22 protein-coding genes and 1 riboswitch are annotated in these 24,426 nt (G+C 64.7%); of the genes, 13 read left to right on the top strand and 9 right to left on the bottom strand.

Annotated features, from left to right (window positions below; all coding sequences use genetic code 11):
- Positions 1-68: 68 nt before the first annotated feature.
- From J9892_RS00690 to J9892_RS00680, 3 genes are all read right to left on the bottom strand, one after another.
- Positions 69-272, bottom strand: coding sequence for a hypothetical protein (locus J9892_RS00690; protein ID WP_041212219.1), 204 nt, complete (start codon positions 270-272; stop codon positions 69-71).
- 159 nt (positions 273-431) lie between these two features.
- Positions 432-1,154: a MarC family NAAT transporter gene (locus J9892_RS00685; RefSeq protein WP_210537849.1), complete on the bottom strand. Its 723-nt coding sequence runs from the start codon at positions 1,152-1,154 to the stop codon at positions 432-434.
- A gap of 120 nt (positions 1,155-1,274) precedes the next feature.
- On the bottom strand, positions 1,275-2,591 hold the full coding sequence (locus tag J9892_RS00680) for an MFS transporter (RefSeq protein ID WP_039040437.1): 1,317 nt from the start codon (positions 2,589-2,591) through the stop codon (positions 1,275-1,277).
- Between the two features lie 154 nt (positions 2,592-2,745).
- Between J9892_RS00680 and J9892_RS00675 the strand changes: the two genes are divergently transcribed.
- Positions 2,746-3,423, top strand: a complete 678-nt coding sequence (locus tag J9892_RS00675; protein WP_210537847.1) for an adenine nucleotide alpha hydrolase — start codon at positions 2,746-2,748, stop codon at positions 3,421-3,423.
- A 73-nt stretch (positions 3,424-3,496) separates the two neighbouring features.
- Here the strand turns inward: J9892_RS00675 and J9892_RS00670 are convergent, their stop codons facing one another.
- Together J9892_RS00670 and J9892_RS00665 are read right to left on the bottom strand one after the other, a co-directional pair.
- Positions 3,497-4,351 carry a neutral zinc metallopeptidase gene (locus J9892_RS00670; protein ID WP_161469778.1) on the bottom strand — a complete coding sequence of 285 codons (855 nt, stop codon included), beginning with the start codon at positions 4,349-4,351 and terminating at the stop codon, positions 3,497-3,499.
- A 74-nt stretch (positions 4,352-4,425) separates the two neighbouring features.
- Positions 4,426-4,689, bottom strand: a complete 264-nt coding sequence (locus tag J9892_RS00665; RefSeq protein ID WP_039040440.1) for a hypothetical protein — start codon at positions 4,687-4,689, stop codon at positions 4,426-4,428.
- A 140-nt stretch (positions 4,690-4,829) separates the two neighbouring features.
- Between J9892_RS00665 and J9892_RS00660 the strand changes: the two genes are divergently transcribed.
- Complete coding sequence (locus tag J9892_RS00660; RefSeq protein WP_049637292.1) at positions 4,830-5,351, top strand: GNAT family N-acetyltransferase; 522 nt, start codon at positions 4,830-4,832, stop codon at positions 5,349-5,351.
- 103 nt (positions 5,352-5,454) lie between these two features.
- On the opposite strand, the gene J9892_RS00655 is transcribed toward J9892_RS00660, so the two are convergent.
- Positions 5,455-5,631: a hypothetical protein gene (locus tag J9892_RS00655; RefSeq protein WP_010672653.1), complete on the bottom strand. Its 177-nt coding sequence runs from the start codon at positions 5,629-5,631 to the stop codon at positions 5,455-5,457.
- 471 nt (positions 5,632-6,102) lie between these two features.
- The gene (locus J9892_RS00650) at positions 6,103-7,380 is read right to left on the bottom strand and encodes a sodium:proton antiporter (RefSeq protein WP_041214319.1); all 1,278 of its coding nucleotides are present in this window, start codon (positions 7,378-7,380) and stop codon (positions 6,103-6,105) included.
- A 204-nt stretch (positions 7,381-7,584) separates the two neighbouring features.
- Here J9892_RS00650 and metH point away from each other — a divergent pair, with 204 nt between their 5' ends.
- The 3 genes from metH (at position 7,585) to rimK (ending at position 13,504) form a co-directional block, all read left to right on the top strand.
- On the top strand, positions 7,585-11,280 hold the full coding sequence (gene metH, locus J9892_RS00645; protein ID WP_210537844.1) for a methionine synthase: 3,696 nt from the start codon (positions 7,585-7,587) through the stop codon (positions 11,278-11,280).
- Between the two features lie 67 nt (positions 11,281-11,347).
- The gene (locus J9892_RS00640; RefSeq protein WP_161653040.1) at positions 11,348-12,415 is read left to right on the top strand and encodes a Gfo/Idh/MocA family oxidoreductase; all 1,068 of its coding nucleotides are present in this window, start codon (positions 11,348-11,350) and stop codon (positions 12,413-12,415) included.
- Positions 12,416-12,607: 192 nt separating this feature from the next.
- A complete protein-coding gene (gene rimK / locus J9892_RS00635; RefSeq protein WP_010672657.1) occupies positions 12,608-13,504 on the top strand; it encodes a 30S ribosomal protein S6--L-glutamate ligase in 897 nt (298 codons plus the stop codon).
- Between the two features lie 154 nt (positions 13,505-13,658).
- On the opposite strand, the gene J9892_RS00630 is transcribed toward rimK, so the two are convergent.
- Together J9892_RS00630 and J9892_RS00625 are read right to left on the bottom strand one after the other, a co-directional pair.
- The gene (locus tag J9892_RS00630) at positions 13,659-14,915 is read right to left on the bottom strand and encodes a HAMP domain-containing sensor histidine kinase (protein ID WP_161653041.1); all 1,257 of its coding nucleotides are present in this window, start codon (positions 14,913-14,915) and stop codon (positions 13,659-13,661) included.
- Positions 14,912-15,580: a response regulator transcription factor gene (locus J9892_RS00625; RefSeq protein WP_039040446.1), complete on the bottom strand. Its 669-nt coding sequence runs from the start codon at positions 15,578-15,580 to the stop codon at positions 14,912-14,914. Before J9892_RS00625 ends, J9892_RS00630 begins: the two co-directional genes overlap by 4 nt.
- A gap of 90 nt (positions 15,581-15,670) precedes the next feature.
- On the opposite strand from J9892_RS00625, the gene J9892_RS00620 reads away from it, so the two are divergent.
- From J9892_RS00620 to thiH, 8 genes are all read left to right on the top strand, one after another.
- Positions 15,671-16,099, top strand: a complete 429-nt coding sequence (locus J9892_RS00620; RefSeq protein WP_029313554.1) for a hypothetical protein — start codon at positions 15,671-15,673, stop codon at positions 16,097-16,099.
- Positions 16,100-16,177: 78 nt separating this feature from the next.
- Positions 16,178-16,666 (top strand): hypothetical protein, encoded by a 489-nt coding sequence (locus J9892_RS00615; RefSeq protein WP_039040448.1) that lies wholly within the window; start codon positions 16,178-16,180, stop codon positions 16,664-16,666.
- A 62-nt stretch (positions 16,667-16,728) separates the two neighbouring features.
- Positions 16,729-16,842: riboswitch (TPP riboswitch) on the top strand.
- Positions 16,843-17,105: 263 nt separating this feature from the next.
- A complete protein-coding gene (gene thiC, locus J9892_RS00610) occupies positions 17,106-19,097 on the top strand; it encodes a phosphomethylpyrimidine synthase ThiC (RefSeq protein ID WP_069785503.1) in 1,992 nt (663 codons plus the stop codon).
- Positions 19,094-20,701, top strand: coding sequence for a thiamine phosphate synthase (thiE, locus tag J9892_RS00605; RefSeq protein WP_201872586.1), 1,608 nt, complete (start codon positions 19,094-19,096; stop codon positions 20,699-20,701). Before thiC ends, thiE begins: the two co-directional genes overlap by 4 nt.
- A complete protein-coding gene (locus J9892_RS00600; RefSeq protein WP_201872587.1) occupies positions 20,691-21,470 on the top strand; it encodes a HesA/MoeB/ThiF family protein in 780 nt (259 codons plus the stop codon). The genes thiE and J9892_RS00600 overlap by 11 nt, the downstream gene beginning before the upstream one ends.
- Before the next feature lie 2 nt (positions 21,471-21,472).
- Positions 21,473-21,673, top strand: coding sequence for a sulfur carrier protein ThiS (gene thiS / locus J9892_RS00595; protein WP_039040452.1), 201 nt, complete (start codon positions 21,473-21,475; stop codon positions 21,671-21,673).
- A gap of 85 nt (positions 21,674-21,758) precedes the next feature.
- The gene (locus J9892_RS00590) at positions 21,759-22,526 is read left to right on the top strand and encodes a thiazole synthase (RefSeq protein WP_113978250.1); all 768 of its coding nucleotides are present in this window, start codon (positions 21,759-21,761) and stop codon (positions 22,524-22,526) included.
- A complete protein-coding gene (gene thiH, locus J9892_RS00585; protein WP_113978251.1) occupies positions 22,523-23,794 on the top strand; it encodes a 2-iminoacetate synthase ThiH in 1,272 nt (423 codons plus the stop codon). Before J9892_RS00590 ends, thiH begins: the two co-directional genes overlap by 4 nt.
- Positions 23,795-24,426: the final 632 nt, after the last annotated feature.

Here is a 24,426-nt window from a genome sequence, read left to right as displayed (position 1 = left end):
GGGTTTTTATTGGAAGGCGCAAGCAATAAAAAGCCCCGGCAGGCGCCGGGGCTGGGAAAGGGGCCGGGTCAGTTGACCGAAATGGCGCGGGCGTCGATGAAGAAGCGGGCGTGGCCGTGGTCATCCACCCTTATCTGGGCGAGCAGGCGATCCTTTCGCTTGAACTCCCATCCTGTCTTGATCCGGGTCAGCGCGGGGCTGGCGGCACCGACCACGTTCAGATACTCATGAAACAGGCTGTAGCTTCCAATCTCGGTCAGCATCTTTTCCATTTGCATATCTCCTCAAGTGATGGGGTCAGCACATGCCACGCTAGCGGCAACCTTCTGAACCCTGCCTGTACAAAAACCAGACTACCCCATCAAGATGAAGGCAATATGATCAGGCGCAAGATCAGGAGGGATTCGCACGAAAAATGACACCGTTTTCAATCAGGGCTGGCGCGGCACGGCGAGATGATCGAGGGTGGTAGATCCGGCATGGGTCGGCAAGGCGGCAGCGGGTTGTTCCATCACCTGGCCATGGAAGACGGGATCCTGCGCCACCTCCTTGACGCCGTTGATGCAGAACTGCATACCCATGCACACCAGCAGGAAACCCATGATGCGGGTCATGGCGTCGATGCCGGTGGCTCCCAGGATCTTGCACAGGGGATCTGCCAGCTTGAGCACACCCCAGCTGATCAGGCTCATCAGGGCGAAGGCGGTGACCATGGCGGCATAGATGACGACGCGATCGGCCTCGGCCGGCAGCTCGGCGATCTGGGCCGCGCCGCTGATCACCAGCGCCATGGTGCCGGGTCCGCACATGCTGGGCATGGTCAGGGGCACGAAGGCGATATTCTGGTTGGCCTCGACCCCGGCAGACTGGTTTGGCGAGGGGAACAGCATGCGAAAGCCGATGAAGGCGATGATGAGGCCACCGGCCAGGCGCAGGCCGGGAATGGAGATCCCGAACAGATCCAGGATGGAGGATCCGATGAAGAAGCTGACGCACAGGGTGGCGAATAGATAGAGGGCGGCCATGTTGATCTGGCGGCGAATGTGCTCGCGGGACATGCCCTTGCTCAATCCCAGCAGCAGGGTGGCCGTGGTGGGCGGGTTGACCATGGGCAGCAGGGCCAGCAAGGCGAGAAAGATGACCTGGAAGAACATAGTGAACCTCGGGCAGGTGGACGGATTGGGGTGAGCTGGCAGGTCCGCAGCGGACCGCCACCCGGTCGATGATATCCGCAAAGAACAAGCCCCGACAGTGCGGGGCTTGCTTGGGAAGGATCAGGCGGCCTGCGGGGTGGCCTGGCGTTGGCCGCGCTGGCGCAGCCAGAGCCAGATGCCGAGCACGAAACCGAGGGCGGCCAGGCTGACCACATAGTGGGAGGGGGCCAGCACGTCCTCCTTCATCCAGAGGGTGACCAGCATGGGGGTGAGGCCGCCGAAGATGGCGTAGGCCACGTTGTAGGAGAACGACAGCCCGGAGAAGCGCACCACCGGCGGGAAGGCATTGACCATGACGTAGGGCACGGCGCCGACGATCCCCACCGCAAAGCCCGCCAGCATGTAGAGGGGCACCAGCTGATCCGTGCCGGCCGCCAGGCTGTGGTAGAAGGTATAAGTGGCGCCGGCCAGCAGCAGGGAGCCCAGGATGAAGGTAGGACCGCTGCCGATGGCATCGATCAGGCGACCATAGACGATGCAGCCCAGGGTGAGGGCGACGATGGCCAGGGAGTTGGCGGTCAGGGCATCGGCCGGGCTGATGCCGTGCACCTTCTGCAGATAGGTCGGGGTCATCAGGATCACCACTACTATGCCGGCGGAGAGCAGCCAGGTCAGCAGCATGGAAACGACGACGCTGCCCTTGTGTTCACGCAGCACCGTCTTGAGGGGCAGCTCCTCGGCCAGGGACTTGTTGGCCTGCATCTCGGCGAAGACCGGGGTCTCGTGCAGCCAGCGGCGCAGGTACATGGCGACGATGCCGAACACGCCGCCGAGCACGAAGGCCAGACGCCAGCCCCAGTCGCTCACATCCCCCGGGCTCATGCCACGGTTGATGGCGGTCGCCACCAGGGAGCCGAGCAGGATGCCGGCGGTCAGCCCCGCGGTGAGGGTGCCGCAGGCGACACCGACCCGGCGGGCGGGCACGTGTTCGGCCACGAAGACCCAGGCACCGGGGACCTCCCCGCCGATGGCGGCCCCTTGCAGGATCCGCAGCAGCAGCAACAGCAGGGGGGCGGCGATGCCGAGCACGGCGTAGGTGGGCAGCAGGCCGATCAGCAGGGTCGGCAAGGCCATCAGGATGATGCTGAGGGTGAACATCCGCTTGCGGCCGATGAGATCGCCAAAGTGGGCCATGATGATGCCCCCCAGGGGACGAGCCAGGTAGCCGGCGGCGAAGATGCCGAAGGTCTGGAACTGGCGCAGCCACTCGGGAATGTCGGCCGGGAAGAAGAGCTCGCCGATGACCACGGCGAAGAAGACGAAGATGATGAAGTCGTAGAATTCGAGGGCGCCGCCCAGCGCCGCCAGGCTCAGGGTTTTGTAATCCTGTCGATTGAGGGGGCGACCGTGGTCGTGCGATGTGCTGACTTTACTCATATCCTTATGTTTCCCATCGTTTTTTTAGTTATTCTCCCCGGTGTGCTGCGGGGATACGCTCACCCACGAGGGTATGCTTTTGTGTCCCGCAATGTAAATCGCACAATTCGCAACACTGTCTTGCAGCACGGTGCGGCAAGTAGCTGGAGAGATCATGACGAAGAAAAAGGTACTGCTCTCCTGGAGCAGCGGAAAAGACAGCGCCTGGGCCTTGCATCGCCTGCGCCAGGATCCGGCCATCGAGGTGGTGGGGCTGTTCACCACCCTCAACCAGGCGTTCGAGCGGGTGGCCATGCACGGGGTGCGCAAGCAGTTGCTGCTGGCACAGGCTGAGTGCGTGGGCTTGCCGCTGACCACCATCGACCTGCCCTGGCCCTGCAGCAATGAGGAGTATGGGCGCATCATGACGGGCTTCATCGCCGATGTGCAGGCCAAGGGCATTCACCACATGGCGTTCGGGGATCTCTTTCTTGAGGATGTGCGCGCCTATCGGGAGCGGCAACTGGCGGGGACCGGCATCACGCCGCTCTTCCCGCTCTGGGGCAGCGACACGACCGAGCTGGCGCAGGCGATGATCGACGCCGGGCTCAAGGCCAGGGTCTGCACCCTGGATCCGGGCAAGCTGGACGCCGGGTTAGGTGGTCATGAATTCGGTCCGGCCTTGCTGGCTGCCCTGCCCGCCGGGGTGGATCCCTGCGGCGAGAACGGGGAATTTCACACCCTGGCCTGGGACGGCCCCATGTTCCTGCATCCCTTGCCCATCCGGGTGGGGGAGACGGTGCTGCGGGACGGCTTCGTCTTCACCGATCTGCTGGCGGAGGATCCCGAATGAGGGAAGACCCCCTCGGGTGAGAAAGGAAAGGGGCCGGCTCCGTGAGGAATCGGCCCCTTTGCGTTTGCCCCCTTCAGCGGGCGGCGAAGGTGTCGCAACTGGCGGGCTTGCCGCTGTCAAAACCGCGTTTGAACCAGGTGAGGCGCTGGGCCGAGGTGCCGTGGGTGAAGCTGTCGGGAACGACCCGGCCCTGACCCTGCTGCTGCAACCTGTCGTCGCCGATGGCCTGGGCGGCGTTGAGCGCCTCTTCCAGATCGCCGCGCTCCAGCACCTGCTCTTTTTCCATGTAGTGGCCCCAGACCCCGGCGAAGCAGTCCGCCTGCAGTTCGAGCTTGACCGACAACCGGTTCTGGGCGACCTGGCTCAGCCCCTGTTGCTGCTGGCGCACCTTGGTGGAGATACCGAGCAGGTTCTGCACGTGGTGGCCCACCTCATGGGCGATCACATAGCCCTGGGCGAAGTCGCCGTCGGCCCCCAGCTTGTCGCGCATGTCCTGATAGAAGGAGAGATCGATGTAGACGGTGCTGTCGGCCGGACAGTAGAAGGGCCCCATCACCGACTGCCCCTGGCCGCAGCCGGTGCGGGTCGCACCGCGATAGAGCACCAGTCTGGGGGCCTGATAGCGGTTACCGCTTTGCTGGAACATCTCGCCCCAGGCGTCCTCCGTGGAGGCGAGCATCACCGAGGTGAAGCGGGCGAGGGGATCGTTGGCAGCCTGGGACGAGTTCTGACGCTGGGGCTGGCTCTGCGGGGCCGGATCCTGCAGCAGGGGGCCGAGGTCCACGCCGTAGTACCCCGCCACCATGACCACCACCAGCAGGATCAGGCGCCCCTTGCCGCCGATGGGCAGGCCGCGACCCCCGTTGCCGCCGCCTTGCTGGCGCCGGTCTTCCACATTGTTGCTCTCACGGCGATCTTGCCAGCGCATATCCCCATACTCCCGTCATTGGTGGTGGCAGTAATGATAATGGCTGGCGCCGGGGCTTGCCTAATCGGCCCGGGTCATTCGGCCCAGGGCATCTCGGGCAGGCTGTCGAGAAACTCGCCGTAACGGACGAGGTTGAAGGGGCCCTGTTCGGCTTCCATGGCCATGAGTTCGGCGCCCAGGGCGCAGGCGATGTATTGCAGCGCCTCTTCCCGCGGGGTGCCCTTCATCACCAGGCGCATCAGGGTGGCTTTCACCTGGAGGGGGTGGCCGTCGGCGAGCTGGTTCTCCACCATCTCCAGAAGTGTCTCTTCATCAAAAAATTCGGGGGTATCGGTCATGGCCGTTCTCCTGCCTGTTCCATGGGGTGGGCAGTATAGCGGGGACGCGGCTCCCGGGGGCGAAAATATCGTCCGGGACTTGCCAAGGGGGCGGGGCGGGAGCAGTCTTGGACACTCTCTCTGCCGAACGAGCCCATGTCATGATCCTCTCCGAGCGCCTGGAACTGCGCGAACTGACCGTTGTCGATGCCCCATTCATTCTCGAACTGCTCAACGATGGCGATTTTCACCGCTACATCGGCGATCGCGGGGTGCGTACCCTGGCGGATGCCGAAAACTACATCCAGCAGGGGCCTGCGGTCAGTTATGCCCGCCACGGTCACGGACTCTATCTGGTGGTGCGGCGGGAAGACGGGGCCAGGCTCGGCATCTGCGGTCTGATCAAGCGCGATACCCTGCCCTGTGAAGACATCGGCTATGCCTTCCTGCCCGCCTGGCGTGGTCAGGGCTATGCCATCGAAGCCGCGCGGGCGGCCATGGCAGATGGCCGCGAACGGCTCGGCATCGAGCGGGTGGTCGCCATCGTCACTCCGGGCAATGAGCGCTCGGTCCGGTTACTCGCCAAGCTGGGGCTGAGTCAGGGCAAACGGGTCAGGCTGGGAGCCGGCGAGGAGGAGTGCCTGCTGCTGGAGGCGCCGGACAAGGAGACTTGCGGGGTCTAGTCATCGCTCGGGTGGTGGGGCCATGCAGACTATGACGTCAGGCAAGGAGGCCGCCGTGAGTTGCGGCCTGTCTGCATCGGGCGCTGCCGGTGGGCAGGCAGGATCAGTTGAGCTCTTCGATGGAGAACTCGCCGGCGATGCCATCACAGGAGATGGCGAAGCCGCCGCTGAAGCGGGTGCTGAACTGGATCAGGAACGCATCGTCGTCGTGTTCTTGCACGGGCAGGTTGATGGGTTTGCTGCGACGCAGGGGTTTGCGGATCTGTACGTGTTTCATCATGGTATTTCTCTATATAAATTAAGTGTTTGCTCCTTGTATTGGCAAATGTCAGGTCAATGGGCGCGGTCAGCACGATGGCGGACGAGCGCGCAGGAATACCCAGCCCGGTTCAGGGGCGTCTGCACTTTCAAGGAAGGCGCCAAGGACCATGCGGATGCATGATGCTACTTGGGAGTGGGCAGATCGGGTCTGCACCGTGAGAGCCGGGCAACGCAGGCAGACAGCCTGAACGGTTCTCAAGGCGAGTAAATCAGAAGAAGGTTATGCGGGTACTGGCAGGATTCATCGTGAGGTGAAGCATTGCGAACATAATCAGGGCTGATTAACTAGCCGGCGCGCATTCTCTCCTCGAAATGTGTAAAAAGCAAACACTATTTGTGCGTTCACCCAGTCATTCCCTGTTTTTCACGGCCACGGGGACGGCAAAAGGGCTCCCGAGGGAGCCCTTTTCATTGCCGGTCAGGGACGGGCTCAGGCGTCGCCGCAGGCCTTCTTGGCGGCGGTGATCATGGGGGTAATGGTCATGCCCTGTACCACGATGGAGAACATCACCACCGAGTAGGTCATCACCAGGATCACCTGGCGCAGATCGACGTTGTGCTCCGGGATCATCATGACACCGGATGGCAGTGCCAGGGCCATGGCCATGGCCAGACCGCCACGCAGGCCGCCCCAGGTGAGGATGCGCACCGAGAAGGTGTTGTAGCTGCGGAACTTGCGGAACGTCACATAGGGCAGGGAGACGCTGATGAAGCGGGCAGCCAGGCAGAGCGGCACCGCGATGACCAGCAGGATCCAGTCGCGCCAGTCGAGGTCCAGCAGCACCAGTGCCAGACCGATCAGCAGGAACAGCAGGGCGTTGAGGAACTGATCCATCAACTCCCAGAAGTGATCCAGGTGGTGCTGGCTCTGCTCGGAGAAGCCGGAATGACGGGTCCAGTTGCCGATCATGATGCCGGTCACCACCATGGCCAGGGCGCCGGAGACGCCGATCATGTTGGCGAAGGCGAAGCCCGCGGTCGGGATGCAGAGGGTCAGCAGCAGCTCCAGGGAGCCGTCGTCGGTGGCGCTGATCATCACGTGGGCGATGAGACCCAGCACGGCCCCGAACAGGATGCCGCCGAGAGCCTCATGCAGGAACAGACCGGCCACGCTGCCGAAGGTGGGCTCCACGCCGCCAAAGGCCACGGCAAACACGGTGGCGAAGATGACCAGACCGACACCGTCGTTGAACAGGGATTCCCCCTCGATCTGGATGGCGATCTGGGGTGGCGCCTTCATCTTCTTGACGATGGCCAGTACGGCGATGGGGTCGGTGGGGGAGATCAGGGCACCGAACAACATGCAGTAGACCAGCGGCACATCCCAGCCCAGCAGCTTGGCGATGAACCAGAAGCCGTAGCCGATGAGGAAGGTGGAGAGCAGGGTGGCGGCTATGGCCAGAATGGTGATTTCCCACTTCTGGCTACGCAACGCCTTGAGGTTGATGCCAAGGCCGCCGGCGAACAGCAGGAAGCCCAGGATCCCCTTCAACAGGAAGTTCTGGAAGTCGATGCTCTCCATGGTCTTGATGGCGAGAGGCTCCAGATTGAACCAACCCAGTTTGCCAAACAGCACCAGCAGCGCGGAGATCAGCATGGAGCCCGCAGTGATGGCGATGGTGGTCTGGATCTTCACAACATACTGGTTGGCAAAGGCGATGAAGATCGCCAACGCTGCCAGGAAGCAGAGTGTGTAGTAGACGCTCATAGTTATTTTTCTCTTTGGTAAACAGCAAGCACGTATCCCTCTTGAGGACGGGCATAGGGTACTCCCGGGTTAGATCATGCTCATTACCTATTTATGGTTATATTTAATCGCTGTCATGGACAGATAGACGGCTAGATTTCCATTTAATTTGATTGCTGCTAGGATGGGCATCACGCAGTTGCATGGATGTAAGGGGTACGAGCGGTGTCGAGCAGAGAGTCGAACAAGAAAGCGGATGTCACAACCAGGCTGGAAGTCTGTCTCAAGGAGCGGATCCTGATCATCGACGGGGCCATGGGCACCATGATTCAGGGTTACAAACTCGGTGAGGCGGACTATCGGGGGGAGCGGTTTGCCGACTGGCATACCGACATCAAGGGCAACAACGACCTGCTGGTGTTGAGCCGTCCCGCCGTCATTCGCGAGATCCACGACCAGTATTGTGCCGCCGGGGCCGACATCCTCGAGACCAACACCTTCAACGCCACCCGCATCGCCATGGCGGACTACGAGATGGAAGCGCTCTCGGCCGAGATAAACCGGGAGGCGGCCCGCCTGGCCCGCGCCGTGGCGGACGAGTGGACCGCCAAGGACCCGGCGAAACCGCGCTTTGTGGCAGGGGTTCTGGGCCCCACCAACCGTACCGCCTCCATCTCGCCGGACGTGAACGACCCGGGCAAGCGCAACGTCACCTATGACGAGCTGGTGGCCGCCTACACCGAATCGACCCACGCCCTGATCGAGGGCGGTGCCGACATCATCCTGATCGAGACCATCTTCGACACCCTCAACGCCAAGGCGGCCGCCTTCGCGGTAGACCTGGTGTTCGAGGAGCTGGGTTACAGCCTGCCGGTGATGATCTCCGGCACCATCACGGACGCCTCCGGTCGTACCCTCTCGGGCCAGACCACCGAGGCCTTCTACCACTCCCTTCGCCACGTCAAACCGGTCTCCTTCGGCCTCAACTGTGCGCTGGGGCCGGACGAGCTGCGCCAGTACGTGGAGGAGCTGTCCCGCATCAGCGAGACCTATGTCAGCGCTCACCCCAACGCCGGTCTGCCCAATGCGTTTGGCGAGTACGATCTGGACGCGGTCGAGATGGCGGAGCATATCCGCGAGTGGGCTTCGAGCGGCTTTCTCAACCTGGTGGGCGGCTGCTGCGGCACCACCCCGACCCACATCCGCGCCATGGCGGACGCCGTGGCGGGCATCAAGCCCCGCGCCCTGCCGGATCTGCCGGTGGCCTGCCGGTTGTCGGGCCTGGAGCCTCTCATCATCACGGCGGACTCCATGTTCGTGAACGTGGGTGAGCGGACCAACGTCACCGGCTCGGCCAAGTTCAAGCGCTTGATAAAAGAAGGGCTCTACGACGAGGCCCTGGACGTGGCCAAGCAGCAGGTGGAAAACGGCGCCCAGATCATCGACATCAACATGGATGAGGGGATGCTGGACGCCGAGGCGGCCATGGTGCGCTTCCTGAACCTCATCGCCGGGGAACCGGACATCGCCCGGGTGCCGGTGATGATCGACTCCTCCAAGTGGGAGGTGCTGGAGGCGGGCCTCAAGTGCGTGCAGGGCAAGCCGGTGGTCAACTCCATCTCCATGAAGGAGGGGGAGGACAAATTCATCGAGCAGGCGAAACTGCTGCGCCGCTACGGCGCCGCCGTCATCGTCATGGCGTTCGACGAGGTGGGCCAGGCCGATACCCGGGCCCGCAAGTTCGAGATCTGCCAGCGCGCCTACCGCATTCTGGTGGACCGCGTCGGCTTCCCGCCGGAAGACATCATCTTCGACCCCAACATCTTCGCGGTGGCGACCGGCATCGACGAGCACAACAACTACGCGGTGGACTTCATCGAGGCGGTGAAGGACATCAAAACGCACCTGCCCCACGCCATGATCTCCGGCGGCGTCTCCAACGTCTCCTTCTCCTTCCGTGGCAACGAGCCGGTGCGCGAAGCCATCCACGCTGTCTTCCTCTACCACGCCATCAGGAACGGCATGGACATGGGGATCGTCAACGCGGGCCAGCTTGCCATCTACGAAGACATCCCGGCCGAGCTCAAAGAGAAGGTCGAGGCGGTGGTGCTGAACCTCAACGACAACGCCACCGAGGCGCTGCTGGCCATCGCAGAGAAGTATCGCGGCGCGGGTGCCCAGGCGGAGGATCCGCGGGATCAGGAGTGGCGCAGCTGGCCGGTGGGCAAGCGGCTCGAACACGCCCTGGTCAAGGGGATCACTGATTTCATCGAGGAGGATACCGAGGAGGCGCGCGCCCAGGCCGAGAAGCCGCTGCACGTCATCGAGGGGCCGCTGATGGATGGCATGAATGTGGTGGGCGATCTGTTCGGCGCCGGCAAGATGTTCCTGCCCCAGGTGGTGAAGTCGGCCCGGGTGATGAAGCGGGCGGTGGCCTACCTGCAACCCTACATCGAGGCGGAGAAGTCCGGCGGTTCCAGCAACGGCAAAATCGTGCTGGCCACCGTCAAGGGCGACGTGCACGACATCGGCAAGAACATCGTCGGGGTGGTGCTCCAGTGCAACAACTTCGAGATCGTGGATCTCGGGGTCATGGTCTCCTGCGAGACCATCCTCAAAACGGCCCGGGAAGTAAACGCCGACATCATCGGCCTGTCGGGCCTCATCACTCCGTCCCTGGACGAGATGGTGCACGTAGCAAAGGAGATGGAGCGTCAGGGGTTCAAGCTGCCGCTGCTCATCGGCGGTGCCACCACCTCCAAGGCCCACACCGCGGTGAAGATAGAGCAGAACTACTCCGAGCCCGTGGTCTATGTCTCCAACGCCTCCCGCGCCGTGGGGGTGGCCCAGAGCCTGCTGAGCCCGGAGCTCAAGCCCGCCTTCGTCGCCCGCATCGACAAGGAGTACGAGATTGCCCGGGATCAGCATGCCCGCAAGCAGCCGCGCTCCAAGCCGGTCTCCCTGGCCCATGCCCGTGCCAACCGCCATCAGCTGGACTGGGTGGGCTATGAGCCCCCGGCGCCCCGGGAGCCCGGCGTGCAGACCTTCGAAAACGTGCCCATCTCTGTGCTGCGCCCCTACATCGACTGGACGCCGTTTTTCCTGAGCTGGGAGCTGGCGGGCAAGTTCCCCCGCATCCTGGAAGATGAGGTGGTGGGGGAGGAAGCGACGCGCCTCTACGCCGACGCCAACGCCATGCTGGACCAGTTGGAGAAGGATCAGAGCGTGCGCTGTGCCGGCATCGTCGGCCTGTTCCCCGCCAACGCCGTGGGGGACAGCATCGAGGTCTACACCGACGAGACCCGCACCCAGGTGCGCAAGGTGCTGCACCACCTGCGCCAGCAGAGCGAGAAGCAGGGCTTTCCCAACTACTGTCTGGCGGACTATGTGGCGCCGAAAGAGAGCGGCAAGCCCGACTGGATCGGCGCCTTCGCGGTGACCGGCGGCATCGGCGAGGAGGCCATCGCCAAGGCCTACAAGGCGGACCACGACGACTACAACGCCATTCTCATTCAGGCGGTGTGCGATCGCCTCGCTGAGGCCTTTGCCGAATACCTCCACGAGCAGGTGCGCAAAGTGCACTGGGGCTATGCCCCGGACGAGGCGCTCAGCAACGAGGAACTGATTCGCGAAAATTACCAGGGGATACGTCCGGCGCCGGGCTACCCGGCCTGCCCGGAGCACACCGAGAAGGGGAGCATCTGGGAGCTGCTGGACGTCGAACAGGCCATCGGCATGCAGCTCACCGAGTCCTACGCCATGTGGCCGGGGGCGGCGGTATCCGGCTGGTACTTCTCCCACCCCGAGAGCAAATACTTCGCCGTGGCCCAGATCCAGCAGGATCAGGTGGAAGACTACGCCCAGCGCAAGGGGATGACCCTGGCAGAGGCCGAACGCTGGCTGGGGCCCAACCTGCATTGAGCCCCGTCTGCCCCGCCTCACGCGGTGCGGGGCAGGCGCCGGGTACGCACGCCATATCGAGGTTGCCATGAAGATTGGATTTGTCGGTCTGGGGGCCGTGGTGCAGACAGCCTATCTGCCTGCACTCGCCGCCCTGGCGGAAAATACCGAGATATGGGGTTTTGATCCCGCCATCACCCTGCCCGGCGTCATGTCTGCCCCGACCCTGGAAGCCCTGCTGGCCGAACCCCTGGATCGGCTGGTGATCGCCACCCCTTCCCTGCTGCATCTGTCCGTGCTGGAGCAGGCACTGGCCAGCGCCATTCCCCTCATCCTGGTGGAGAAACCCGTGGTGGCCACCCTGGCCCAGCACGATCGCCTGCACGCCCTGCTGGCGGCCCCCGAGGTGGCAGCCAGGGTGCTGGCGCTGGATCACTGGATGGCCCGCAATGCCGTCCAGCAGTTGCTGCTGAGCGGAAAACTGGATGAAGGCTGGCAGCCTCGGGAACCAGGCGGCGCCGGGGTCGGGCTGGCCACCCTCGCCGATATCAGCGCGGTGGAGGGCTTTTTGCTGGAACCCTGTGGCCTGGACGAGGCGGGGCATCCCTATGCCCTCAACTTCGCCACCGGGGAGCCGGATCGGCGGGTCCTGCGCCATCCAGACGGGGTGATCCTCGACATCGGCACCCATCTGCTGGCGATGATCCGGGAACTGCTGGTGGCCCTGGGTGGGGACGACCGCCTGCACCTGATCGCGGAGGGCGTCTGCGACCGGCTGGGGCAGCCCATCCGGCGCGGGGATCTGGAGACCGCCGAGGGGCGGGCCTGCCTGCGCGGCGAGGCGGCAGGGGTGCCCCTGACCCTCTGGCTCGACAAGTATGCCGGTCCCGGGGTGGAGAAGAAGGGGCTTTGCCTGCACCTCAAGGACGGGCGGCGCATCGAGCTGCTTCGCCGCGGCAACCTGGAGTGGCTGCACCATCACGACGTCGACGGGATGCGGGGCTGGCAACATGAGGGGCCCCTCTATCGCCACTGCATCGCCCAGACCCTGCTGGTCCCCGTGCCTTTGGGAGGCTGGGCCGGCACCACGGCGCGCCGTTTGCAGGAGGTCGCCCTGCTGCTTGAGTTGCAACAAGGGCTGCGCGGCCCCCATTGACGTCGCTGTGCGCCATCCGGCATGAGAGCTGGTGGCTGGCGCCGTCTTGCAGAACGGTCCGTTCTTGAGTGCGGCACTCTCGGTTTTTGCCTGTTCTTGCAGAACCGCGCATGGTGAGGGGAAAGGATTGGCGTTGCCAGTCGTTCATGGCACCTTATACTCTCCAGTCCGATTATCAGGTCTGCCATTTCCATGAATATTGCCATTTTATCCCGTGAGCCCAACAACTACTCCACCCGCCGTCTGGTCGAGGTGGCCCGGGCCCGTGGGCATCAGGTCGAGGTGCTCGACACCCTGCGCTGCTACATGAACATCGCCTCCCACAGCCCCTCCATCCATTACGAAGGACGGGAGCTGGAGAGCTATGACGCCGTGATCCCGCGCATCGGTGCCAGCATCACCTTCTATGGCACCGCCGTGCTGCGCCAGTTCGAGATGATGAGCACCATGGCCCTCAACAGCTCGGTGGCCATCTCCCGCTCCCGGGACAAGCTGCGCGCCATGCAGCTGCTCTCCCGTCACGGCATCGGCCTGCCGGTGACCGGCTATGCCCACAGCACCCACGACGTACCGGATCTCATCACCATGGTGGGGGGCGCCCCCCTGGTGGTGAAACTGCTGGAGGGCACCCAGGGGATTGGCGTGGTGCTGTGCGAAACCCAGAAGGCCGCCGAGAGCGTCATCGAGGCCTTTATCCAGACCAACAACAACATCCTGGTGCAGGAGTACATCCGCGAGGCCAACGGTGCCGATATCCGCTGCCTGGTGGTCAACGGCAAGGTGGTGGCCGCCATGCGCCGCCAGGCCCAGCCGGGGGAGTTTCGCTCCAACCTGCACCGGGGCGGCACCGCCGAAGCCATCAAGATCACGCCGGAAGAGCGTGCCACCGCCGTGCAGGCCGCCAAGATCATGGGGCTGGACGTGGCCGGGGTGGATATTCTGCGTAGCGCCCGCGGCCCGCTGGTGCTGGAGGTGAACTCCTCCCCCGGCCTGCAGGGGGTGGAAGCTGCCTCCGGCAAGGACGTGGCGGGCAAGATCATCGAGTTCCTCGAGCTCAAGGCGAGCCGCAAGCACAAGCCGGCGGAATGAGCCCCAAACGAGTGTCAGACAGGTAAACACAGGGCGCCCTCGGGCGCCTTGTTGCTATCTGGCGGGTGGGCTGGAAGGCAGCGGGCTTGCCGGGAACTGTCTCCCTTCTCCCACTCTGTTGAACAGCCGGGGAGAAGGGCCGGGGATGAGGGGGCTATGCCGCCCCGGGAGCGCCGGAAATCATCACCAGCCGGGCGCTGAAGACCCCATCCACCAGGTGGGTCTCAATCTGCCAGCCCAGCTTCTCGCAGATGCGCTGGATGATGGTGAGGCCGCAGCCGTAGCCGAGGATCTGATCCGGCGCGGCGGCGGTGGGGTTGCTGATGGTGAGCACCTGCTCGTGCAGGGTGATCTCGATGTGCCCCTCGGCGTAGCTCAGGGCGTTTTTCAAGAGGTTGCCGAGGGCGATGGCGAGCAGGGAGAGGGGGGCCTGCACCTCGCTCTCCTCGTCCAGTTGCAGGCGAATGTCCAGCGTCTCCCGTTGCAGCAGGGGGGCGAGGCGGGTCAGCTCCCGGCGAATGAGCAGCGCCACCTGCTGGGGCGGGCGCTCCACGGCCTCCTTGCGTCCCAGCAGCAGGAAGGTTTCGGTGAGCAGGGCCATCTCGTCGGCGGCGGCGCGGATGCGGCTGACGGCGCGGGCTGCCGGGGCGGGCAGGTCATTCACCTTGCCGAGCAGGGCCGCGGATCCCTGGATCACCATGTTGGGGGTGCGCAGCTCGTGGCTGGCAAAGCGGCTGAACTCCTGTTCACGGGCAAACACGGCGGCTACCTCGTGCTTGCCCGCCAGCAGCGCCTGCTCTATCTCTCGCAGCTCCTGCCAGGGGGCATCGGGCACGAAGTCCCCCTGATCCGGGGTCAGGTGGGCGACCCGCTGGCGCAGCCGCTCCAGCGGCCTGGTGATGTGACGCACCAGCCAGATGCCGAAGGCGAGGCTCCCCAGCAGCAGAGCCAGGCCGATGAGGCGGGTCACCAGATGCAGCTTGGCTTCGTAAGGGTCCAGGTAGTCGTCCGCATCGTCGTTGAACACCAGATAGAGCAGCCCCTGACCCGAGGGGTGGGCGCGTACCAGGAAGTGCTTGTCCTCCCGGCCCAGCTGATGCTCGAAGAAGCCGGGGCTCTGGTAGGCCTTGAGCCAGGCGGGCAGGCGGCCCGCCTCTGTCCAGTAGCTGGAGAACTGGCGCGGGCTGGGGGCGGGGGCCGCCATGCCGAGGCGCAACCAGTCGTCGTCATAGCGGGTTGCCTCCGCCTCCAGCCAGTGGCGCAGGCTCAGCTCCTCCATCTTGTTCTCGGCCACCACCATCAGCAGGCTCAGGATCACCAGCAGCAGCAGACCGGCCCCTCCCAGCGCCAGCACCAGGCGCCGGCGCAGGCTCGGCAGACCGGAGGCAAGGGGCGGCGTCGGGTTCGTCATGGGGTCACCAGCCGGTAGCCCTGGCCGTGCAGGGTCTCCAGCATGGGGGTGGGGAAGGGCTTGTCGAGTACATTGCGCAGGGCATAGATGTGGCTGCGCAGGGCGTCGGAGTCGGGCTCCTCGTCGCCCCAGACGGTGTCGAGCACCTCCTGGCGCGTCACCAGCTGGGGCGCGCGCTTCACCAGCAGGGTGAGGATCTGGAACGGGATCTTGCCGAGTTTGAGCTCCACCCCGGCGCGGGTGGCGCGGCCGCTGGCGGGATCCACCGTCAGATCGCCAAAGCAGAGCACGCCCATGTCCCCTCTGGGGCCACGCAGGCTGAGGGCCTCCAGGCGCACCTCCAGCTCCTCCATGGCGAACGGCTTGACCAGATAGTCGTCGCCCCCCGCCCTGAAGCCTGCCAGCTTGTCCTCCAGGCTGTCACGGGCGGTGAGAAAGAGCACCGGGGTCGCGATGCCGTCCGCACGCAGCCGCTCCACGGTACGCAGGCCGTCGAGGCGCGGCATCATGACGTCCATGATGATGACGTCGAAGCGCTCCTGGGCCAGCAGTTGCAGCGCGGCCTGGCCATGATAGGCGCAATCCACCCTGTGCCCGGCCAGCGCCAGATAGTCCATGATGGTCTCCGCCACCTGGGGACTGTCTTCCACCACCAGTATTTTCATGCTCTGATCTCCTGGTCTGTGCCGATATTTCACGGCCATTTCACACCGGATGGGTCATCCTGTGTGCCAGTGTAACCCCGAGGATCCCCGATGAAGAAGTCTCTCTGCGCCTTCTGGTTATTGATTCTATTGCCTTTTGGTCTGGTGCAGGCGGCCGAGTTCAAGCTCACGGGCCGCACCACCTGGCAGCTTGGCCAGTTGATGGTCAATGGCATTCCCTTCGTGATCGATGAGCGCACCCGCTTCAAGGATGGCCTGGATGAGGACGATCTCGGCGGGACCTGGGTCGATCTGGAAGGGGTCGTGCAGGAGACGGCGGCAGGGGCGCGGCGGCTCGTTCGCGAGGTGGAGGCGCTGGAAGAGGAGGACGAGATGGAACTGGAAGGGCCGGTGGAAGGGGGACGGATCTGGGGCTATGTCACCTCGGATGGGAGCCTCTCCCCGTTCGAGGGACGCTGGCTGGAGCTGGAGTGCAAGTTTGACGGCATGCGCCTGAGCCAGTGCCGGGAGGATGACTGACCGGTCAGGGCGGACCGGGAAAAATTGCCCGTCCGGGGCCATAGTTAAACCTCACCCCGTGACCCCGGACCGCCTGCCATGACCCGAACCGCACTCTGCCTGCTGCTGTTGCCCTTCTGCACCCTTGCCGACGACGCCGAGCTCTGGCTGGTGGAGCTGGAGCACAACGACGGGGTGCGCCTGCAATTCCAGGGGGCTGAGCTGGAGCTCGGCAGTGCCGAACTGCACGGCGTGGCGCAGCCGGACGGGCTCGTGCCCGGTATGCACCTCGCGATCCAGAGCCGCTACGGCGTCGCCGAGACGATCCGGGTGCTCGACGGGGCGCCGGATCCGGCGCTCGGGGCCAGCTGGCGGCGGGCGGAGGATCGACTGCTCACCCATAATCAGCAGGCATTGCTGCTACAGGATCTCGGTGTGCTGGTGTTTGATGCTGACACTCGCTGGATCAACGGCAGCGCCGCCGATCTGCAACCGGGTCGCCGCCTGGTGCTGAGCCGGGATGAAGAGGGCCGCCTCACCGATATCCTCATTCCTGACCCCGAGGATCCCCTCGACGCCGAAGAGTGAGACCTCTCTCCCTTTCCCCTTGTTAATGGCTTGTACTTTAAATTTCCCCACTTATACTGGCGCACATCTTGTCGGAGTGCTGACCGTCGAACGACGCTAAGCTGAGACCGTTAATTCGGGATCCGTGGAACCTGATCAGGTTAAGACCTGCGAAGGGAAACAAGGGTAACTTGCGGGTTACCGCGCCGGGGAAGGCACACCTTCCCGCCAGCCAGAGGCAGACCGCCTCTGGCTGGCACAGGCGCACAGGGGGAGGTTGTCCCGTCCGGTTGTCCTTAGGGCGCCGGGTTTCCAGACTAGGGAAACACCGGGACGGCAGAGCAGGGAAGATCCATGCCCGGCTCACTCCCCCCAGCACACCCCGCCGCAAGTTCATCTTCTCCTCGAACTCCAGACAAGCAAACACCCATAACTTCAACCAGTTAATGTGAGTTTTGCTATGTCTACCAATGTTTCTGATACCACCAAATCCAGCCGCCGCGAGCAGCGCTCCAGCGCCCAGACCTTTATCGACAACCTGAAGGGGATGGCTCACCCCAATTCCCGCCGTATCTTTATCCAGGGTTCTCGCCCCGACATCCGTGTGCCTCTGCGGGAGATCCAGTTGGCCGACACCTTCGTCGGCGGCACCAAGGAGGCTCCCCAGTTCGAGCCCAACGAGCCGGTGCCGGTTTACGATACCTCGGGCCCCTATGGGGAAGAGGCCGCCCCCATCGACGTGCGCCGCGGTCTGCCGCGCCTGCGCGAAGCCTGGGTGCTGGAGCGTGCTGACACCGACGCGCTGGACGGGCTGAGCTCCACCTTCACTCAGGAGCGGCTGGCGGACGAGGGGCTGGATCACCTGCGTTTCGAACATTTGCCGAGCGCCCGCCGCGCCAAGCCGGGCCGCCGGGTCACCCAGCTGCACTATGCCCGCCAAGGCATCGTCACCCCCGAGATGGAATTTATCGCCATCCGCGAGAACATGGGCCGCGAGCGAGTGCGCTCCGAGCTCCTGCGCACCCAGCATCCGGGTCAGGGCTTTGGCGCCAGACTGCCCCAGAACATCACCCCCGAGTTCGTGCGCGATGAAGTGGCCGCCGGTCGCGCCATCATCCCCAGCAACATCAACCACCCGGAAGCGGAGCCCATGATCATCGGCCGCAACTTCCTGGTGAAGATCAACGCCAACATCGGCAACTCGGCGGTCACCTCCAGCATCGAAGAGGAGGTGGAGAAGCTGGTCTGGTCCACCCGCTGGGGCGCCGACACCGTGATGGATCTCTCCACCGGCCGTTACATCCACGAGACCCGCGAGTGGATCCTGCGCAACAGCCCGGTGCCCATCGGTACCGTGCCCATCTATCAGGCGCTGGAGAAGACCAACGGCATCGCCGAAGACCTCACCTGGGAGCTGTTCCGCGATACCCTGCTGGAGCAGGCCGAGCAGGGGGTGGACTACTTCACCATCCACGCCGGCGTCTTGCTGCGCTTCGTGCCCATGACTGCCAAGCGCCTCACCGGCATCGTTTCGCGCGGTGGCAGCATCATGGCCAAGTGGTGCCTGTCGCACCACAAGGAGAACTTCCTCTACGAGCACTTCCGCGAGATCTGCGAGATCTGCGCCGCCTACGACGTGAGCTTGTCGCTGGGTGACGGTCTGCGTCCGGGCTCCGTCTATGACGCCAACGACGAGGCCCAGTTCGCCGAGCTGCGCACCCTGGGCGAGCTCACCAAAATTGCCTGGGAATACGACGTGCAGGTGATGATCGAGGGGCCCGGCCACGTACCCATGCACATGATCGAGCGCAACATGACCGAGCAGCTGGAGCACTGCCACGAGGCGCCCTTCTATACCCTGGGCCCGCTCACCACCGACATTGCCCCGGGGTACGATCACTTCACCTCCGGCATCGGCGCCGCGCTCATCGGCTGGTACGGCTGCGCCATGCTCTGCTACGTGACTCCCAAGGAACACCTGGGCCTGCCCAACAAGGAGGACGTGAAGCAGGGGCTCATTACCTACAAGATCGCCGCCCACGCGGCTGACCTTGCCAAGGGCCACCCGGGCGCCCAGATCCGCGACAACGCCATGTCCAAGGCGCGCTTCGAGTTCCGCTGGGAGGATCAATTCAACCTGGCCCTGGATCCCGACACCGCCCGCGCCTACCACGACGAGACCCTGCCTCAGGAGTCCGGCAAAGTGGCCCACTTCTGCTCCATGTGCGGGCCCAAGTTCTGCTCCATGAAGATCACCCAGGACGTGCGCGATTATGCGGCGAAACTGGAAGCCGTGGAGATCAAGCTGGTCGGCATGGACGGCCAGCAGGAGCGGGTGGTGGCCGAGGTGGAGAGCGGCATGGCCCGCATGGCGGAAACCTTCAAGGAGACCGGCGGCGAGATCTACCATCAGGCGGCGACCCTGAAGCAGGCCGCAGGGGAGGAGGCGTGAGCAGCGAGCGCGGGGCTGTCAGCCCCGCCGACCTGTCGCCTGTGACGCAGGCCCGCCCCGTGGTCTGGACCATCGCCGGGTCCGACTCCGGCGGCGGGGCCGGCATTCAGGCCGACTTGCACACGATGCATGACCTCGGCGTGCACGGCTGCTCCGTCATCTCCGCCATCACGGCCCAGAACTCGGTGGCGGTGAAGATGGTCGACCCCGTGCTGATGCAGACCTTCGCCGCCCAGATCGATGCCCTGGGGCTGGATCTGCCACCCGCCGCCATCAAGATCGGCCTGCTGCCGACCCGGCTGCATGTGGAGGTGCTGGCACGCAGGTTGTCGACCGTCGAGGCTCCCTTCGTGGTCTACGACCCGGTGGCCATCGCCAGCACCGGCACCCCCATGGCGGAGCCCGGCATGCTGGTGGCGGTGCGCGAGCACCTGCTGCCGCGCCTCTCCTTGATCACCCCCAATGGTCCCGAGCTGGAAGCCCTGACCGGCCTGCCCGCCACCAGTCCCGAGCTGGTGCGCCTCGCCGCCCGGCGGCTGCGCGAACTCGGCGCTCGCGCCGTGCTGGTCAAGGGGGGCCACCTTGAATGGGGCGGGGATCTCTGCCTCGACTACTACCAGGATGAGACCCGCGAATTCTGGCTCGCCGCGCCGCGCCTCGATACCCGCCACGGTCACGGCACCGGTTGCGCTTACGCCAGCGCCATCGCCGCCGTGGTGGCGCAGGACTATCCGGTGGAGGACGCCATCACCCTGGCGCGCGCCTACCTGCAACAGGGCTTGGCGGCGGCGCAAGGGGTGGGGGCAGGCCCGGGGCCCATCGCCCATCTCGGCTGGCCTGCCGATCTTGCCCACTTCCCCCGTGCCGTGCTGGCGGGCTCACCGCTCGATCGCCGCTTTGGATTGTATGAAGCGAGCAGCGCCCGTCTGCCGCAGGGCCCCTTTGCGCCGACCGAACACAACCTCGGCCTCTATCCGGTGGTGGACTCGGTCAAGTGGCTCAAACGCCTGCTGGGGGCCGGGGTCAAGACCATCCAGCTGCGGATCAAGAATCTGCCCGCCACAGAGGTGGCGCCGGCCATTCGTGATGCGGTAGCGCTCGGTCGCCGCCATGGGGCGCGGCTCTTTATCAACGACTACTGGCAGCAAGCCATCGAGGCGGGCGCCTGGGGCGTGCATCTGGGGCAGGAGGATATGGAGACCGCCGATCTCGCCGCCATTCAGGCGGCGGGGCTGCGTCTTGGCATCTCCACCCACGGCTACTTCGAGCTGATGCGGGCCCGCGAGCTGGCCCCCTCCTATATCGCGCTGGGCCATATCTTCCCGACCAACACCAAAGCGATGCCTTCGCGCCCCCAGGGGCTGGCGCGGCTGCACCACTACCGCGCCCTGATGTGCGACTGGCCGACGGTGGCCATCGGTGGCATCAGCGAGGAGCGGGTGGCGGCGGTCAAGGCAAGCGGGGTCGGCAGCATTGCGCTGGTCTCGGCCATCACGGCGAGCGATGACTGGCAGGGCGCGACCGAGCGGCTGCTCGCTGCCGTGGGGGCGGGGGATGAACCGCGCTCGGCCTGCGTGATACGGGAGGCAGAACATGCGCTCTGATGCCGCTTCTCTTAGTGACAAAGAGTATCTGAGATACGGCCGCCAGCTGATGCTGGCGGAAGTGGGGGAAGCCGGTCAGGCGCGGCTGAAAGATAAGTCTGTGCTGATCGTGGGCCTCGGCGGGCTCGGCTCGCCGCTCGCCCTCTATCTGGCGGGGGCCGGGGTGGGCACTTTGTGGCTGGCCGATGGCGATACGGTGGACTCCAGCAATCTGCCGCGCCAGATCCTGTTCGATAGCGAGGCGGTCAACCACTCCAAGGCGGAGCTGGCCCGCGAGCGCTTGTCCGCCCACAACCCGCTGGTGGAGCTGATTGCCATCAATCAGCGACTCGATGCCGCCAGCCTGCCGGAGTTTGTGACCGAGGTGGATCTGGTTGTCGACTGCTGCGACAACCTCGCCACCCGCCAGGCCATCAACGCCGCCTGCGTGGCCCAGGGCAAGCCCTGGGTCTGTGCCGCCGCAGTGGGCTGGCAGGGGCAGCTGATGGCGCGCACCAGCAGTGAGCACGCCTGCTACGCCTGCCTCTATCCGCTGGATACCGAGATCAGGGAAAGCTGCGAGACCAGCGGCGTCACCGGCCCGCTGGTGGGGGTGATGGGCTCTTTGCAGGCGCTGGAGGCACTGAAACTGCTGCTCGGGATGCCGAGCCCGGTGGCGGGCACATTGCGCCGGTTTGATGCCCTGACCCATCAGTGGCAGACCCTCACGCTGGCTCCCGATCCCGATTGCCCGGTCTGCGGCAGCACCCACCCGGCCCTGGAGAATTAACCATGAAGATCCGATTGAACGATATCGAGCTGACGCTGCCCACCGGCCAGCGCCTGACTGAGCTGCTGGCGGTGCAGGAGATTCCCCCTCAGGGGGTAGCGGTGGCCCTCAACGGCGCCGTGCTGCCCCGTGGCCGCTGGGCCGAGACCCGTCTCAATGACGGGGACGAACTCCACCTCTTCACCGCCATTGCCGGAGGCTGACCCATGATGCTCGCAGTCCCATCTTCGCGCGCCCTGCCTTGCGGCGGGGCCTCATCTCTTCTTATCGCAGTGGCGGGAGGCTGACATGCTCAAGATTGCCGATCACACCTTCTCTTCGCGCCTCTTTACCGGCACCGGCAAGTTTGCCCGCCCGGAACTGATGGCCGCCGCCATCGAGGCGAGTGGCTCCCAGCTGGTCACCATGGCCATCAAGCGGCTCGAACCGGGCAAGGCCCACGACGATATCCTCACGCCCCTTCGGCAACTCGGGGTCAAGCTGCTGCCCAACACCTCGGGGGCCAAGACCGCCGCCGAGGCGGTATTTGCCGCCCACCTCGCCCGCGAGGCGCTGGGGACGAACTGGCTCAAGCTCGAGATCCACCCCGATCCGCGCTACCTCTTGCCCGATCCCATCGAGACGCTCAAAGCCGCCGAGCAGCTGGTGAAAGAGGGCTTTGTGGTGCTGCCCTACTGCGGCGCCGACCCCGTGCTGTGCAAGCGGCTCGAAGAGGTGGGTTGCGCCGCCGTGATGCCGCTGGGCGCCCCCATCGGTTCCAATCAAGGGCTGGTGACCCGGGAGTTTCTCTCCATCATCGTCGAGCAGGCCAATGTGCCCGTGGTGGTGGATGCGGGGATCGGTGCGCCGAGCCATGCCGCCGCCGCCTTTGAGCTGGGGGCCGATGCCGTGCTGGTCAACACCGCCATTGCCGTCAGTGGCGACCCGGTCGCCATGGGCCGCGCCTTTTCACTGGCCTGCACTGCCGGGCGCAGTGCCTATGAAGCCGGTCTCGGCGCCCGCGCCCTGCAGGCCCAAGCCTCCAGCCCGCTTACCGATTTTCTGGGGGCGTTATGAGTCAGCATGCCAATGACCCCACCCCGACCCTCCCCTTGCCAGGGGAGGGAGTGTCGACTCCGCCCTCTTGTGAAGTAGGAGATCGGGGGGGCGGATTAACACCTCCCCCTTGTGAAGGGGGAGGCCGGGAGGGGGTTGAGAGAAAGTCGGAGAGTTTTCTCGATAGATGGCTCGAGCTGGGGTGGGACGATATCGGCATGCAGATCCGCGCCAAAACAGCGGCAGATGTAGAGCGGGCGCTGACTACCTCCCGCCGCACCCTGGCGGACTTTATGGCGCTGATCTCCCCGGCCGCCGAGGCGTATCTGCCGCAGATGGCGGCCGAGGCCGAGCGGCTGACCCGCCAGCGCTTTGGCAACACCATCGGCTTCTATGTGCCGCTCTATCTGTCGAACCTCTGTGCCAACGACTGCACCTACTGCGGCTTCTCCATGAGCAACCGCTTGAAGCGCAAGACCTTGAATAGCGAGGAGATTGAGCGCGAGTGTCTGGCCATCAAGGCGCGCGGTTTTGACAGCGTGCTGCTGGTGACCGGCGAGCACGAGCACAAGGTGGGGCTCGCCTATTTTCGGCAGGTGTTGCCCATCATCCGCCGTCACTTCAGCACGGTGGGGATGGAGGTGCAGCCCCTCTCGCAGGATGAATATGCCGAGCTGAAGACCCTCGGCCTCGATTCGGTCATGGTCTATCAGGAGACCTACCACGCCCCCACCTACGCCCGCCATCACCTGCGCGGCAACAAGCGGGACATCGCATGGCGCCTCGCCACGCCGGATCGGCTCGGCCGCGCCGGTATCGACAAGATAGGGCTGGGGGCGCTCATCGGTCTCTCCTCGGACTGGCGTGCCGACAGCTACTTTGTCGCCGAGCACCTCGCCTGGCTTGAGCGCCACCACTGGCAGAGCCGCTACTCCCTCTCCTTCCCGCGCCTGCGCCCCTGCACCGGTGGGCTGGAACCTGAAGTGGTCATGTCGGATCGCCAGCTGGCCCAGCTTATCTGCGCCTGGCGCCTCTTCTCGCCCACGCTGGATTTGTCGCTCTCCACCCGCGAGTCGGCCACCTTTCGCAACGGCGCGGTGCGCCTTGGCATCACCCAGATGTCGGCCGAGTCGCGCACCCAGCCGGGTGGCTATGCCGAGGGGGATAAAGAGGAGCTGGAGCAGTTCGCCATCCACGACGACCGCCCGGTGGGGGAAGTGGCCGCCGCCGTGCGGCAGGCAGGGTTGCAGCCGGTGTTCAAGGACTGGGAACCCTTCTTGGGCCGATAGGGGCGGCCACGCCCCCCTTTGCCGGTGGCATCCCAGCGTCCAGCCAGACTCCTAGCCTGTGGCGAGCAGGCACGGCTGCGCCGTGCAATCGTAGGGTCGATTAGCCGATAGGCGTAATCGTCCGCTTTGCATTTTTTGGGGATGGTAGACGGCTCGGCTTCGCCGTGCAGGACGCGAGGCCGCTGGCCTCGAAGGTGTTTCGCCCGCCCTTCGGGCCGGGGCGAGTGACTTTGGAAAGACCCAAAGTCACCAAAGGTCTTCTCCCCCGCTTATTCGCCCGACTTCGTCGGGTTCCTTCGGCTCACCCGCTTGTCCGACGGCACGCGGCGACGGGCCATCCATGGCCCGGCGCCGCTCGCTCGACATCCTGTCTCGCGGCCTGGACAAGCGTGCTCGCCTCAGCGAATAAGAGGGGGAACCAAAACCGTGCCCGCCATAACCTCAGGGAGTGGTCGTAGGGTGCAATTCGCTTCGCTTATTGCACCCTCATGTACAGGATCTTTAGCGCCAACCAATTGAAATAGATATAAAAAAGGCTTCGTTTGTGATCTAATTTTATCGCCAAACAAAATCAACACGCGCGAAGCCTATGACCATTATTAATGCTAATCACTATCTGGAGCAACTCCTGG

It is taken from the genome of Aeromonas sp. Prich7-2, assembly GCF_017939255.1.
GTDB lineage: Bacteria > Pseudomonadota > Gammaproteobacteria > Enterobacterales > Aeromonadaceae > Aeromonas > Aeromonas caviae.
Note: the sequence above shows the minus strand (reverse complement) of the source record. Positions and strands in the feature narration are given on the sequence as shown.

Excerpts from the sequence above, each read along its gene's own strand:
- J9892_RS00620 (WP_029313554.1), top strand. The coding sequence starts at position 15,671 with ATGAAGAAGTCTCTCTGCGCCTTCTGGTTATTGATTCTATTGCCTTTT.
- J9892_RS00675 (WP_210537847.1), top strand. The coding sequence starts at position 2,746 with ATGACGAAGAAAAAGGTACTGCTCTCCTGGAGCAGCGGAAAAGACAGC.
- J9892_RS00690 (WP_041212219.1), bottom strand. The coding sequence starts at position 272 with ATGGAAAAGATGCTGACCGAGATTGGAAGCTACAGCCTGTTTCATGAG.
- J9892_RS00685 (WP_210537849.1), bottom strand. The coding sequence starts at position 1,154 with ATGTTCTTCCAGGTCATCTTTCTCGCCTTGCTGGCCCTGCTGCCCATG.
- J9892_RS00615 (WP_039040448.1), top strand. The coding sequence starts at position 16,178 with ATGACCCGAACCGCACTCTGCCTGCTGCTGTTGCCCTTCTGCACCCTT.
- thiS (WP_039040452.1), top strand. The coding sequence starts at position 21,473 with ATGAAGATCCGATTGAACGATATCGAGCTGACGCTGCCCACCGGCCAG.
- J9892_RS00680 (WP_039040437.1), bottom strand. The coding sequence starts at position 2,591 with ATGAGTAAAGTCAGCACATCGCACGACCACGGTCGCCCCCTCAATCGA.
- J9892_RS00600 (WP_201872587.1), top strand. The coding sequence starts at position 20,691 with ATGCGCTCTGATGCCGCTTCTCTTAGTGACAAAGAGTATCTGAGATAC.
- J9892_RS00640 (WP_161653040.1), top strand. The coding sequence starts at position 11,348 with ATGAAGATTGGATTTGTCGGTCTGGGGGCCGTGGTGCAGACAGCCTAT.
- J9892_RS00665 (WP_039040440.1), bottom strand. The coding sequence starts at position 4,689 with ATGACCGATACCCCCGAATTTTTTGATGAAGAGACACTTCTGGAGATG.
- thiH (WP_113978251.1), top strand. The coding sequence starts at position 22,523 with ATGAGTCAGCATGCCAATGACCCCACCCCGACCCTCCCCTTGCCAGGG.
- J9892_RS00590 (WP_113978250.1), top strand. The coding sequence starts at position 21,759 with ATGCTCAAGATTGCCGATCACACCTTCTCTTCGCGCCTCTTTACCGGC.
- J9892_RS00655 (WP_010672653.1), bottom strand. The coding sequence starts at position 5,631 with ATGATGAAACACGTACAGATCCGCAAACCCCTGCGTCGCAGCAAACCC.
- rimK (WP_010672657.1), top strand. The coding sequence starts at position 12,608 with ATGAATATTGCCATTTTATCCCGTGAGCCCAACAACTACTCCACCCGC.
- J9892_RS00625 (WP_039040446.1), bottom strand. The coding sequence starts at position 15,580 with ATGAAAATACTGGTGGTGGAAGACAGTCCCCAGGTGGCGGAGACCATC.
- thiC (WP_069785503.1), top strand. The coding sequence starts at position 17,106 with ATGTCTACCAATGTTTCTGATACCACCAAATCCAGCCGCCGCGAGCAG.
- J9892_RS00670 (WP_161469778.1), bottom strand. The coding sequence starts at position 4,351 with ATGCGCTGGCAAGATCGCCGTGAGAGCAACAATGTGGAAGACCGGCGC.
- J9892_RS00650 (WP_041214319.1), bottom strand. The coding sequence starts at position 7,380 with ATGAGCGTCTACTACACACTCTGCTTCCTGGCAGCGTTGGCGATCTTC.
- J9892_RS00660 (WP_049637292.1), top strand. The coding sequence starts at position 4,830 with ATGATCCTCTCCGAGCGCCTGGAACTGCGCGAACTGACCGTTGTCGAT.
- J9892_RS00630 (WP_161653041.1), bottom strand. The coding sequence starts at position 14,915 with ATGACGAACCCGACGCCGCCCCTTGCCTCCGGTCTGCCGAGCCTGCGC.